Here is a 12,439-nt window from a genome sequence, read left to right on the forward strand (position 1 = left end):
GCAAGGACTTCTACTACATATGACTTACACGAGCCCTCTGTTGTCGCGCCCCGGCGCCGTCGAGGACACTGGCCTGGACGCCGGCGTCGCTGCCCACTATGGCGAGCCGCTGCGTGAGCAGCGTGCCTTGGCAGCCGGCACCGCCGTCGTCGATCTCTCGCACCGCGGGGTGGTGACCGTGTCCGGACCGGACCGGCTGAGCTGGCTCAACACGTTGTCCTCGCAGCAACTCACCAATCTGCAGCCCGGCGTTGCCAGCGAGCTCTTGCTGCTGAGTGTCCAGGGTCGCATCGAATTCGATGCCAGGGTGATTGACGACGGCGATACTACCTGGTTGATTGTGGAGTCTGCAGAAGCCGCGCCTTTGGCCGAGTGGCTGAACAAGATGAAATTCATGCTCCGCGTCGAGATTACGGACGTCTCGGAGCAGTGGGCCGTGCTGGGCTCCACAAAACCGGTGGAGCAACTGTCCTCGCACTTGGTGTGGGAGGATCCGTGGCCGCATGTCAGCCCGGGCGGCTATGCGTACAGCATCGTTCCCGAGGAATCCCATCCCGGGCTGGAGCGTCCTTGGTTCGAGTACCTCGTCCAGGCGGCAGGGCTGGAAAGCGCCGTTGAAGGCCTTCCCTTGGCAGGGGCTTTGGCTGCCGATGCCCTGCGGATCGCTGCGTGGCGTCCCCGCCTTGGAGCCGAGACGGACGAGAAGACGATTCCCCATGAACTGGACCTCCTGCGGACATCGGTCCACCTGAACAAAGGGTGCTACAAGGGCCAGGAAACCATCGCACGTGTCCACAATCTCGGCCACCCACCCCGTCGCCTCGTCTTCCTGCAGTTGGACGGTTCCCAGCACACGCTCCCCGCTGTTGGCAGTGTTGTCTTTGCCGGAGAACGCAAGGTGGGTACTCTGACATCTGTGGCGCAGCACTTCGAAATGGGACCCGTGGCTTTGGCCGTGGTGAAGCGGTCCGTTTCAGCGGAGGAAACCCTGACGGTGATGGATGGCGAGGAGCCGTACGTCGCTGCCCAGGAAGTGATCGTCGCCCCCGACGCCGGCCAGGTCGTCGGGCGCCAGACCGGATTCCTGAAGGGACCCCACCGATGAGCCACCTGAGCCAGCCCGCAGCTTCCGAGCCCGCAGGCCCGGATGCAGGCGCCGACGACGAGACGTTGGCGCTTGCCCACGCCCTGTTCGATGCCGCCCGCGAGGGCAATACGGAACTGTTGCGTGGCTACTTGTCCGCCGGCGCTCCGTCCACGCTGACCAACGCCGCCGGGGATTCCTTGCTGATGTTGGCCGCCTATCATGGCCACGAGGAAGCTGTGCAATTGATCCTCCACCACGGCGCTGACGTCAATGCCGCCAACGATCGCGGCCAGACGCCCCTCGCAGGCGCGGTTTTCAAGGGGTACACGGGCGTGGCGCGGATCCTGTTGGACGCAGGAGCAGACCCCGACGCCGGAACCCCCACCGCGCGCGAGGCTGCGGCCATGTTCGCCCGGGCTGAGATCCTGGCCCTTCTGGGCTGAGTCACCCCTACCCTCCAGGCAGCCCGGTCGCTCCAGCGGCCGGGCTTACTTGCGGCCCATATATTCCACGTGGAATAGTTGTGGTGGAATATACGTCACGGAAAGGGGCCGACCATGCCCAGAATTTCCGATCTGACGCCCTTGGGCGTCGCATCCCTGGCCCTGTTGGCAGAGGAACCCATGCATCCGTACGAGATGTATCAACTGCTGATGGCGCGCCACGAAGACAGGCTGGTCAAGGTACGTCCGGGGACGCTTTACCACGCCGTGGGCAGGCTTGAGGAAAACGGACTCGTGGAGGCCACGGGAACCGGACGGGAAGGCAACCGGCCCGAACGGACCACTTACCGGATCACGGATGCCGGACACCAGGCCCTCGACGCCCGGCTCCAGGCCATGCTCTCCACTCCCGTCAACGAGTACCCGCTGTTTCCGCATGCCATTGCCGAGGCGCATCATCTGCCTGCTTCCGTGGTGAAGGAACTCCTGGAGCAGCGGGTCGAGGCGCTTACCGCCGATCTCGACTTCCTGGTCCGGGCGGAGGCCACCGTGACGGCCAAGGGACTCGCCCGCAAGTATTGGATTGACATGACGTATCAACAAGCAATGCGCCGAACGGAGATCGCGTGGATCCGCAGCCTCCTCGAGGAGTTGGGCAACGGGCACCTGCCCTGGGACGAACCCCTGCCGGCTCCAACGGACATTTCACACAAGCCAAAGGAATCCCTTGGAAAACGTAGCTAAGCCGTGGCCGGCGCTCTGGTCACTCGTGGTGGGTTTCTTCATGATCCTCATCGACACCACCATCGTGTCGGTCGCGAATCCGCGGATCATGGAGGGCCTCAATACGGACATCAATGCCGTCATCTGGGTTACCAGCGCCTATTTGCTGGCGTACGCAGTGCCCCTGCTCATCACGGGGAGGTTGGGGGACCGGTTCGGACCAAAGAACCTTTACCTGATGGGCTTGGTGGTCTTCACGCTTGCGTCGTTGTGGTGCGGCCTGTCCGGTGACGTCACCATGTTGATCGCCGCCCGTGTCCTCCAAGGCCTGGGTGCAGCCATGATGACGCCCCAGACCATGGCCGTCATCACCCGCATCTTCCCGCCGGACCGCCGCGGTGCAGCCATGGGGCTGTGGGGCGCAACCGCCGGCATGGCCGTGCTGGTTGGCCCTATCCTGGGCGGCGTGCTGGTGGACAGCCTGGGCTGGGAATGGATCTTCTTCGTCAACGTCCCCATTGGGATCGTGGCCTTCATCCTGGTGATGCGTTTCGTACCGAAACTGACCACCCACACGCACTCGTTCGACGTCCTCGGCGTGGTGCTGTCCGCCGTCGGCATGTTCCTGCTGGTCTTTGGCATCCAGGAAGGCCAGACCTACAAGTGGGGAACGGTGACCGGTTTCGTCACCGTCTGGGGCCTGATCATCACCGGGCTCGTGGTCCTGGTGCTCTTTGTTGTTTGGCAGTGGCTCCTTGAGCGCCGGGGCGGAGAACCCCTGCTGCCGCTTGGCCTGTTCAAGGACCGCAACTTCTCCCTGGGCAACACCACCATCATGGCCGTCGGTTTCACGGTGACGGCGTTCCCGCTGCCCACCATCTTCTACTACCAGACGGTCCGCGGGTTGACGCCAACCCAGTCGGCGCTGCTCATGATCCCCATGGCCGTTATTTCGGGTGCGCTGGCGCCGTTCGTAGGCAAGCTCATTGACCGTGCCAATCCTCGATACTTTGCCGCGTTCGGCCTGCTCTGCATGGCAGGAGCCCTGTTCTGGACTGCTGCCCTGCTGGGACCGGACACTCCCATCTGGATGTTCCTGCTGCCCAGCGCGCTGCAGGGTGTTGCCAACGCTTTCATCTGGGGACCGGTATCCAACGCCACCACCCGCAACCTGGAACCACGGCAGGCCGGTGCGGGGTCCGGTGTCTTCAACACCACCCGCCAAATCGGTGCGGTCCTGGGCTCAGCGGCCATCGCTGCCCTGATCCAGTCGCGGCTGTCGGCGGAACTGCCCGCAGCCCCCGCCGGTGCTCCCGTGGGCGAAGCGTCCATGAGCGGCGTCTTGCCGGAAGCCCTTCACGCAGGATTTTCGACGGCGATGAGCCAGTCCATCCTGTTGCCCGCCTGTGCGATCCTGCTGGGTGCGGTGGTGGCGTTGTTCTTTGGCAAGCCGAAGTCCGTGCAGGGATGGGGCGGCACGTCCGCACCTGCACCGGAAACTGCCAAGGCTGATCTCAACACCTAGAGTTTTTGTACAGATAACGCCCTAAGAAGGCTCCTAAAGGGCGTTATCTGTACAAAAACTCGGGGGGAGTCAGCCGAGCAGCACGCTTGCGTGGAGCCCGCCCGTGGCAAAGCCAAGGCTGCGGGCCATCGCGAGTGCGCCGGTATTGCTGACGTCGGCCTTCCATTGCAGGGTCAGGCCCGCGGCCAGGGCTTCGTGCGCAGCGATGGATGCGGCCAGGGTTCCCAGGCCTCGGCGACGCCATGGAGGTGCCACCAGAACGCCCATGTTGGCCAGGATGCCCTCCCATTCGGAATAGGCGCCGCAGGCCACGGGAGTGGGCGGTGCCTCGTCAGGGTGCATGATGGTGAACCGGTGTTCCAGGCCCTGCAGCCCCACCTCATTGACATCGTCCGGAGGGCACTGCGCTTCAAGGCTGATGGCTTCCGGGTTGCCACGGGAGACTGTGAGGTCGTCGGAGGGTTGCTGCAGCGGCAAGTCGTCGGCAAAAAACAAGGCCGTTGATCCCAGCCCGTGCCCTCCGTGGGATCGGGTCAAGGTCAGCAGCGTCACGTGTTGGGCGAGCTCTGTATCAGGAAGTCCGACGGCGGCGTCCAGGGCCCACTGCGGCCCCACCAGTGCTGAAACTCCGAAGAGCCTCAGGAAGACCACAGCGCGGGCTGATTCGTCCACGCGGGTGATGCGGTGTGTGGGATCGCCTGGGTCCGTGGTCGAGTTGGTGAGGCGGGCTGCTGCGGTGGCGAAAGCGTCGTCGTCGAGCCCCAAATGGCGAGCCCACGCCAGCTGGATAATGGCAGCGGACGTGGGCTCAAGAGTCATGGATTCAGCCTAGCCGACTAGCCGAACAGCACCGACGCTTCGTCGTAGCGGTGCTGCGGCACGGTCTTGAGCTTGCCAAGGGCTTCCTCGAAGCCCACGTGGGAGATGTCCGTTCCCTTGAGGGCCACCATGGTGCCCCATCGTCCGTCCACTACGGAGTCGATGGCCGCCATGCCCAGGCGGGTTGCCAAAACGCGGTCGTAGGCGGTGGGAACGCCGCCGCGCTGGATGTGGCCGAGGATCGTGGCGCGGGTTTCAATGCCCGTGCGGGCCTCGATCTCAGGAGCCAGCTGGTCCGCGATGCCGCCCAATCGGGGACGGCCAAAGGTGTCCAGCCCGCGCTCGGAGTGCGGGGACTCCATGTGGTCCGGAACGAAGCCCTCGGCAACCACTACCAAGGGCGCACGGCCACGATCATGGGCTTCCTGGACCCATTCAGTGATCTCCTCGATGCTGACCTTCTGCTCGGGGATCAGGATGGCGTGCGCACCGGCGGCCATGCCCGCGTGCAGGGCGATCCAACCGACATGGCGGCCCATGACCTCGGCGATCATGCACCGGTGGTGGGACTCCCCGGTGGTCCGGAGTCGATCGATGGCCTCCGTGGCGATCTGGACTGCGGTATCGAAGCCGAAGGTGTAGTCGGTGGCATCGAGGTCGTTGTCCACGGTCTTGGGGACGCCGACGATTTTCAGGCCGGCGTCGGTGAGGCGCTTGGCCGCTGCCAGGGTACCCTCCCCGCCGATGGCGATGATCGCGTCAATGCCCAGGCGTTCCATATGGGCCTTGATGACGTCCGGGCCACCGCCGTTTTCGAACGGGTTGGTGCGGGACGTGCCCAGAATGGTGCCACCCTGCTTGGCGATACCGCGGACCATGGTGCGGGGGATGTCAATGACATCACCTTCCACAACACCACGCCAGCCGTCACGGAAGCCCACAAATTCCTGGCCGTGGATGGCGATGCCCTTGAGGACAGCACCCCGGATCACTGCATTGAGGCCGGGGCAGTCGCCACCGCTGGTAAGAATGCCAATTTTCATGTTTGCTCACTCATGGCTTGGAGGAATACGTGCAGAGCGCCACGCTGAGCTCCCCATGATTGTAGACGCGCATGTGGGGTGGGACACAAACGGTTACTTTTGAACCCGGCCGTGCGGTATTGGAAACGTGATCGAAAACAAAGGAAGCGCCCCGCCTGGTGACGGGACGCTTCGCGTGCTTTGTGACCGGATTTACCGGGAGCGCTGGCTGATGAACGATTCGAGCGCGATCTTGTTGTTCTGGTCCGGCAAGAGCAGCCAGCCCAGGATGTAGATCACGAACGCGGGCCCCGGCAGCAGGCAGAAAAGCAGGAATGCCACCCGGACATATGCCACGTCCACCCTGAGCTTTGCCGCGATTCCTCCGCAGATGCCGCCCAGCCAGCGTTGCGGTCCACGCTTCAGGCCGAAGCCCCTGACGATGCTGAAGAACTTGTCCATGGCTACAGACTTCCCTGTTGTGGTTGCTTTGTCACTTCGTGGTGGTCACTTTTTTGGAACCCTTGCGGGCGGAGAGGAGTCCTCCCACCACCAAGGCTGCTCCTGCGCCGATCATCAGGCCTATCAGCACGTACGTGCCGTTAAGCGTCACCCAACCGAGCGTCGAGATGACGATCAAGGCAGCCAGGGCTATCACGATCAGCCCCCACACCACGGTGCCGATCCGGGCTTGCCGGGGTTCGTCGTCGTCCGCGTGCTCCACTTGGAAGCTGCGCTCCAGCGGCGGCGTGAGCGGGATTTCCTGGAGCCGTGGCTTCGGGAGGGCCTCGGTGGGGCGGGTTTCCTTCGGGAGGGCCTCGGTGGGGCGGGTTTCCTTGGGCAGAGGTGCTGTGGGGTGGGCTTCGTTGGCCTTGCCGGGCTCGTTGGTGCTCATGTCAGTTTCCTTCCTGGATGGTCACGTTGCTGAACGTGCCGTCGATTTCCACCACGAGGTTGGCTCCGGGTTTCCCGGTGTTGTACAGGGTCCGCTCGTCCTGGAGCCGGCCGCCGCGGTCCGAGCCGCGTTCGTTGAGGTTGCCGAAGGTCATGTCCGCCCTGACTTCCACAGGCACGTCGTCGGGAATGATGACCGTGACGTTGCTGGCGGTCGCATCTACGGGGATCAGGACCTCGGAGATCAGCGGGGGATTCATGGTGATGTCGCTCAGGTCCACCACACCTTGGGCGCCGGTGACGTCGATCCCTTGCCGCGCTTGCTCCAGTGATGTGGGTGCCCAGTTGACGTCGTGGAAAGTAAACCGGTCGCCGTCCCTGGGGACCACGTTGAAGATCCCTCCGATGATAAGGGCAGCCACTGCGAGGAAACCAAGGAACCCCGAGGTCCGGCCGCGTAGTCCTGCAACCAGGATGCCCAGGCCCAGGACTGCGGCACCGGTGGCCCACACCACGGCGTTGGCGGAATTGCCCAAGTCAATGACGTTCCCGGCGTCGAGCGCTTTCAACGTACCGCCGGCCAGCAACGCAGCACCGGCAGAGACTGCCACGATCGCAGCACCGGGTCCCCTGCGCTTGGGGGCGGCGGGGTTGGGCTCCCAGTTCTGAGGGGGAGTGGGGCCCTGCGGCGGACGGGGGCCGGACGGATTGAACGAATTGTAAGGACCCGACGGCGTGTACGGTCCCGACGGCGGTACGGCGCCTGCGCCATGACCATGCAGTTTCGTGCCGGGCTGGCCGGTGCCATAGACAGGGACGCCCGTGTTGCCCGCAGCCGAAGCCCCATAGGCGGCAGACGGGCCGTAGGTGGTCGGGGTTCCGTACGCGGCGGTCTTGCCGGGTGCCGCGGCGTAGTTCTGCTGGCTCATGGGCGGAGTTCCCTTCGGAGCCTTGTTGCGTTGGACCAGGAAGTAGATGAGGTAGAAGATGCCACCCATCCAGAACAGCGTCCAGAACAGGCCGGGCAATCCATCCCAGCCCCAACCCCAGAATCCACGGCCCAGGCTCGGGAGCCCGATGATCGTGGTGATCAACGCGCCGGTCATGCCCCCGGACCAGCGGCCGGCAGCTGCTTCCTGGACGTGGATGCGGCCATCGGGCTCAGGCAGGAGGGCCCAGGCAATGCCGTAAAGCAGCACCCCTATTCCGGCGAAGACTGCCAGGACAATGAAGATGCCCCTCACGATCAGCGGGTCGATGCCGAAGCGGTGCGCAACACCGCTTGCGACGCCGCCAATCCAGCGGTCCGGTCCGCGGCGGACGCCCTGGTTGCGGATCCAGTCGAAGAAGTTCTCCTGAGAAGTGGCCGGAGCGGTACCGGCCGGCGGGTAGTTGCCGTTGTCCGGACCAGTTCCCGCGGAAGCGCCGGCGGTGGGCTCTTGCTGTGAGCCGGAGGTGCCGGCAGTGCCTGGCGTTCCGGGTTCCTCTGGATTCATGCTGTTCGCGTTCATACTTCGATCCTGCCGTCCCGCCCGTCATTCCCTCTACTGGGGGATACCCTGAATGATCCCTGAGGGACCCCCGAACAACGCTGGTTTCCGGTCCGGGTCACCCTTATCCGTGTTTGGATTGGTACATGACTACCGCTGTACAACGCCCCGTGCTGGTCCGCAGCAGCGACCGCATGATCGCGGGCGTCTGCAGTGGACTGGCCGATCACTTGGGCTGGCCGGTCAAGTTCGTCCGGCTTGGCATGATCCTGGCGTGTTTCGCCGGCGGTGCAGGTGTGGCCTTTTACGCGTGGCTGTGGACCATGGTTCCCACCGCGGATGAGAGCGCCAAGCGCAATGCCCGCCGTCCGGCGTCGCCCATTGCTCCTGCCGTGAGCCTGCCGCCCGTACCTGGGCCCAGTGGGGGAACCACGCCTGCTGTGTTCACGCCGGGCGAAGGAAGTCCCCAGGCGTCGAAAGCGTACGACGCCGGATCCTCGCCGTCGGCGGCCGGCGCACCTCCGGTTTTTGGTTCCGTCCCGGTCGGCGGGCCTTTCTCCGGGGCAGCTCCCCACCGCACGGCCTCCGGAAGTGACGACGTCCCGGGCCGTGGTCAGGTTCCCGCCGCTGAACCTGCAGGATTTGGCCGTCCGGCCGCCGCATGGGACTGGGCGGGCAGCGGCGGTGAGGGAGGCCTGGCATCCTGGTTCACCTCACGGCGCATCCCCTACGGCAAGGAAATCCTTCTCGGAGCGGCCCTGCTCCTGGTGGCCGCCATCCTGATCGCACGCCAGTTCGGCGTCGACGTTCCCTTGGGGACCCTTATTCCGGCCGCGGCCATCCTGGGCGGGGCTGCCATCGCCTGGATGCAGCTCGACGAAACCCGCAGGGCCGGCTTGGTGGACAAGACCAAGGCCGATCAAGCCGGCGGTTGGGTCCGTCTGGCAGCAGGCCTGGCGTTGGTGGTGGCCGGGGTCCTGGTCATGGTGTCCGGCTCGGGATCGTGGGAACAGACATGGCTGGCGTTGCTGGCATCCGTGGCCGTCCTGGGCGGCGTTGCCTTGGTCCTGCTGCCTTGGGGACTCAAGTTCTGGAAGGACCTGGAAACCGAACGGGCAGGACGCATCCGCGAGACAGAGCGCGCCGAGATCGCCGCCCATCTGCACGACTCCGTATTGCAGACCTTGGCGCTGATCCAACGCAGGGCGGGGTCGGAACAGGACGTCGTGCGGCTGGCCAGGGCACAGGAACGCGAACTCCGGGCCTGGCTTTTCAGTGATGCAGCCAAGGAATCGGGACTTCTGGCCGAGCGCATCAAGGCCGTCGCAGCGGAGGTCGAGGACTCCCAGGGCCACGCTGTAGAAGTGGTGGCGGTGGGCGATACGGACATGACGGAGCGGCACGAGGCCATGGTGCAGGCAGCCCGGGAAGCGATGCTCAACGCAGCACGGCATGGCGGCGGAACGGTGTCCGTGTATGTGGAGAGCACTGCGGGCACCACGGAAATCTTCGTCAAGGACCGCGGTCCCGGCTTCGATCCGGATGCTGTTCCGGACGACAGGCTGGGCGTCAAGGAATCGATCATTGGCCGGATGAAGCGGCACGGTGGCACAGCGACCATCAGCAGCAGCAGCGACGGAACGGAAGTGCGGCTGACCCTGCCGTCCGCTAACGGCGACGTGGGCGAACAGCGGAACAATGAAGCCCGGAACAGTGAAGCCCGGAACGGAGAAGCGAAGCAATGAGCACCAACCCCCAGAATGGTCCAGGACGCACAGTGCGGGTCGTGATCGTGGATGACCACACCATCTTCCGGTCGGGGCTGAAAGCCGATCTGGATGCCCGCATGGACGTCGTAGGCGAAGCCGGAACGGTGGAGCAGGCCATTGCCGTCATTGCCGAAGCCCGCCCGGAGGTGGTGCTCTTGGACGTTCACCTTCCCGGCGGACTGGGTGGTGGAGGGCGTGAGGTCATTGCTGGATCGGCCGCGTTGCTGGGAACCACCAGCTTCCTGGCGCTGAGTGTTTCGGACGCAGCCGAGGACGTAGTCTCCGTCATCCGGGCCGGTGCCCGCGGGTATGTCACCAAGACCATCTCCGGCAAAGAGATTTCCGATGCCGTGATCAGGGTGGCCGACGGCGACGCCGTCTTCTCACCGCGGCTTGCGGGCTTCGTGCTGGATGCGTTCGGTACTGCACCGGCAGATATCGCCGACGATGAACTGGACAGGCTTTCTGCACGCGAACTCGAAGTCATGAGGCTCATCGCGCGGGGATACAGCTACAAGGAAGTCGCCAAGGAACTCTTCATTTCCATCAAGACCGTGGAGACCCACGTATCGGCCGTCCTGAGGAAGCTCCAGCTCTCCAGCCGGCACGAGCTCACCAAGTGGGCGGCCGAGCGCCGCCTCCTCTAGCCCTCTCTCACGTCCCGCGCCTTAAACGGAAACGCTCTTCCACCTGCCGTGGTGGAAGAGCGTTCGCGTTGGCTGGTTGCTACTTGGCCTTGCCCAGGAATTCCTGGATGCGGCGGACACCCTCGGCGAGGTCGTCGTCGCCCAATGCGTAGGACAGACGGACGTAGCCGGAGGGACCGAACGCTTCGCCCGGAACCACGGCTACCTCGACCTCGTCGAGGATCAGGGTGGCGAGTTCAGCAGAGGTGGAAGGACGGACGGGACCGTTGGAGGTCTCAAATTCCTTACCCAGCAGCCCGCGGACGTCCGCATACACGTAGAAGGCGCCGGTCGGCGTCGGGCATTCAACGCCTTCAATCGCGTTGAGTCCGGCGACGATCGCCTTGCGGCGGCGGTCGAAGGCTACCTTCATTTCGTCGACGGCGGTCAGCGGACCCGTGAGGGCAGCGGCGGCGGCGACCTGCATGATGTTGGAGACGTTGGACGTCGCGTGCGACTGCAGGTTGGTGGCTGCCTTGATGACGTCGGCCGGGCCAATCATCCACCCCACGCGCCATCCGGTCATGGCATAGGTCTTGGCAACGCCATTGAGGATGACAACCTTGTCGCCCAGTTCCGGAGCGGCCGTGGCGATGGAGGTGAACTCCACGCCGTCGTAGGTCAGGTGCTCGTAGATTTCATCCGTGACAACCCACAGGCCCTTGGACGCGGCCCACTTGCCGATCTCCGCAACCTGCTCCGGGCTGTAGACGGCACCGGTGGGGTTGGACGGGGAAACGAACAGCAGGATCTTGGTCCGCTCCGTCACGGCTGCTTCCAACTGCTCGACGGTCACCAGGTAACCCTGTTCCGGACCGGCGAAGACCTCAACGGGCACGCCACCGGCGAGGCGGATGGCTTCGGGGTAGGTGGTCCAGAACGGGGTGGGAATGATGACCTCGTCGCCCGGATCCACCAACGTAGCGAAGGTGTTGTAGACCGCCTGCTTGCCGCCGTTGGTCACCAGGACCTGGGAGGGGTCAACCTGGTAGCCGGAGTCCCGCAGGGTCTTCTCCGCAATGGCCTTCTTCAGCTCAGGGAGGCCGCCGGCGGGGGAATAGCGGTGGTACTTCGGCTGGCTCGCAGCTTCAATGGCGGCCTGGACGATGTAATCCGGGGTGGGGAAATCGGGTTCCCCGGCACCGAAACCGATCACGGGACGTCCCGCGGCCTTCAGTGCCTTGGCCTTGGCGTCAACGGCAAGGGTGGCGGACTCGGCAATGGCGGAGATTCGCTGTGAAATGCGGGCGGTAGTTGTTCCGGCAGACATCTATGTACCGTTCTTCGCAGGCAGCTCGTGGGCTGGATGATGGGATTCGACGTAAACTACCTTATGCTGTTCTGCGGACCTCCCGGGTGCCCGCCGGACTTTGTGACTGATAATGCTGGTCACAGGTTTTTGGGGCTGGGGGGACCGGAAATGGGCCGGTTCGACTATCGCGAAATTCTTGCGTAGACTGGTTCACCGGTGTTGAAAAGCACCACAGGCTGAAGTGCGGCCTGAAACATGGATTCGATCCATAGGGTAGTGGCGCAATTGGTAGCGCAGCGGTCTCCAAAACCGCAGGTTGCAGGTTCGAGTCCTGTCTGCCCTGCGCAAGCTGTCCCGGCGGAAACGCCGGGGCAAGCGCAGCAACCATGGCTCTGATCAGAGTCGGGTCAACGACTTTGCAAGGTGAGTGAGGATCAGGTGACCGAAACAGCTGCCAGCAGCTCGAAGGGCCGTCCCGCCAAGAAAGCCGATCGTGGCTTCTTCGCCCGTATTGCTCTCTTCGTCCGCCAGGTCATTGGTGAACTGAAGAAGGTCGTTGCGCCCACCCGCAAGGAACTGATCAATTACACGCTCGTGGTGCTGGTGTTCGTGGCCATCATGATGCTCATCGTCACCCTTCTGGACCTGGCCTTCGGCACGGGAGTCAGCTGGGTCTTCGGTGGGTCAGGCGCTACGGACCGCTAAGCGGATCTGTCCGCAAACTGTGTG

General features: G+C 64.2%; 13 protein-coding genes and 1 tRNA gene. 8 read left to right on the forward strand and 6 right to left on the reverse strand.

Annotated elements, in window-relative coordinates; translation table 11 throughout:
- Window positions 1-19: 19 nt before the first annotated feature.
- From ACIQLI_RS04510 to ACIQLI_RS04525, 4 genes are all read left to right on the forward strand, one after another.
- Window positions 20-1,105, forward strand: a complete 1,086-nt coding sequence (locus ACIQLI_RS04510; RefSeq protein ID WP_400385473.1) for a YgfZ/GcvT domain-containing protein — start codon at window positions 20-22, stop codon at window positions 1,103-1,105.
- The gene (locus ACIQLI_RS04515) at window positions 1,102-1,530 is read left to right on the forward strand and encodes an ankyrin repeat domain-containing protein (RefSeq protein ID WP_400385475.1); all 429 of its coding nucleotides are present in this window, start codon (window positions 1,102-1,104) and stop codon (window positions 1,528-1,530) included. The genes ACIQLI_RS04510 and ACIQLI_RS04515 overlap by 4 nt, the downstream gene beginning before the upstream one ends.
- Window positions 1,531-1,644: 114 nt before the next feature.
- Window positions 1,645-2,274 (forward strand): PadR family transcriptional regulator, encoded by a 630-nt coding sequence (locus ACIQLI_RS04520; protein ID WP_400385477.1) that lies wholly within the window; start codon window positions 1,645-1,647, stop codon window positions 2,272-2,274.
- The gene (locus ACIQLI_RS04525; RefSeq protein ID WP_400385480.1) at window positions 2,258-3,778 is read left to right on the forward strand and encodes a DHA2 family efflux MFS transporter permease subunit; all 1,521 of its coding nucleotides are present in this window, start codon (window positions 2,258-2,260) and stop codon (window positions 3,776-3,778) included. Before ACIQLI_RS04520 ends, ACIQLI_RS04525 begins: the two co-directional genes overlap by 17 nt.
- A 69-nt stretch (window positions 3,779-3,847) precedes the next feature.
- On the opposite strand, the gene ACIQLI_RS04530 is transcribed toward ACIQLI_RS04525, so the two are convergent.
- From ACIQLI_RS04530 to ACIQLI_RS04550, 5 genes are all read right to left on the reverse strand, one after another.
- Entirely contained in the window at window positions 3,848-4,597 is a 750-nt protein-coding gene (locus ACIQLI_RS04530; protein WP_400385483.1) for a GNAT family N-acetyltransferase, read from the reverse strand.
- 17 nt (window positions 4,598-4,614) lie between these two features.
- Window positions 4,615-5,640 (reverse strand): ATP-dependent 6-phosphofructokinase, encoded by a 1,026-nt coding sequence (locus ACIQLI_RS04535; RefSeq protein ID WP_089595818.1) that lies wholly within the window; start codon window positions 5,638-5,640, stop codon window positions 4,615-4,617.
- A gap of 192 nt (window positions 5,641-5,832) precedes the next feature.
- The gene (locus ACIQLI_RS04540; RefSeq protein ID WP_089595817.1) at window positions 5,833-6,081 is read right to left on the reverse strand and encodes a PspC domain-containing protein; all 249 of its coding nucleotides are present in this window, start codon (window positions 6,079-6,081) and stop codon (window positions 5,833-5,835) included.
- 31 nt (window positions 6,082-6,112) lie between these two features.
- Window positions 6,113-6,514: a hypothetical protein gene (locus tag ACIQLI_RS04545; RefSeq protein WP_400385487.1), complete on the reverse strand. Its 402-nt coding sequence runs from the start codon at window positions 6,512-6,514 to the stop codon at window positions 6,113-6,115.
- A 1-nt stretch (window position 6,515) separates the two neighbouring features.
- Window positions 6,516-8,024, reverse strand: a complete 1,509-nt coding sequence (locus tag ACIQLI_RS04550; RefSeq protein WP_400385490.1) for a PspC domain-containing protein — start codon at window positions 8,022-8,024, stop codon at window positions 6,516-6,518.
- Between the two features lie 125 nt (window positions 8,025-8,149).
- Here ACIQLI_RS04550 and ACIQLI_RS04555 point away from each other — a divergent pair, with 125 nt between their 5' ends.
- Window positions 8,150-9,748 carry a PspC domain-containing protein gene (locus tag ACIQLI_RS04555; protein ID WP_400385493.1) on the forward strand — a complete coding sequence of 533 codons (1,599 nt, stop codon included), beginning with the start codon at window positions 8,150-8,152 and terminating at the stop codon, window positions 9,746-9,748.
- Complete coding sequence (locus ACIQLI_RS04560; RefSeq protein WP_354230481.1) at window positions 9,745-10,419, forward strand: response regulator transcription factor; 675 nt, start codon at window positions 9,745-9,747, stop codon at window positions 10,417-10,419. Before ACIQLI_RS04555 ends, ACIQLI_RS04560 begins: the two co-directional genes overlap by 4 nt.
- A gap of 79 nt (window positions 10,420-10,498) precedes the next feature.
- Here the strand turns inward: ACIQLI_RS04560 and ACIQLI_RS04565 are convergent, their stop codons facing one another.
- Entirely contained in the window at window positions 10,499-11,728 is a 1,230-nt protein-coding gene (locus tag ACIQLI_RS04565; protein ID WP_400385496.1) for a pyridoxal phosphate-dependent aminotransferase, read from the reverse strand.
- A 252-nt stretch (window positions 11,729-11,980) separates the two neighbouring features.
- Here ACIQLI_RS04565 and ACIQLI_RS04570 point away from each other — a divergent pair.
- Window positions 11,981-12,053 (forward strand) — tRNA-Trp (locus ACIQLI_RS04570).
- 80 nt (window positions 12,054-12,133) lie between these two features.
- Entirely contained in the window at window positions 12,134-12,415 is a 282-nt protein-coding gene (gene secE, locus ACIQLI_RS04575; protein ID WP_024817604.1) for a preprotein translocase subunit SecE, read from the forward strand.
- Window positions 12,416-12,439 lie beyond the last annotated feature (24 nt).

This window comes from Paenarthrobacter sp. NPDC091669 (assembly GCF_044756725.1).
GTDB classification, from domain to species: domain Bacteria; phylum Actinomycetota; class Actinomycetes; order Actinomycetales; family Micrococcaceae; genus Arthrobacter; species Arthrobacter bambusae_C.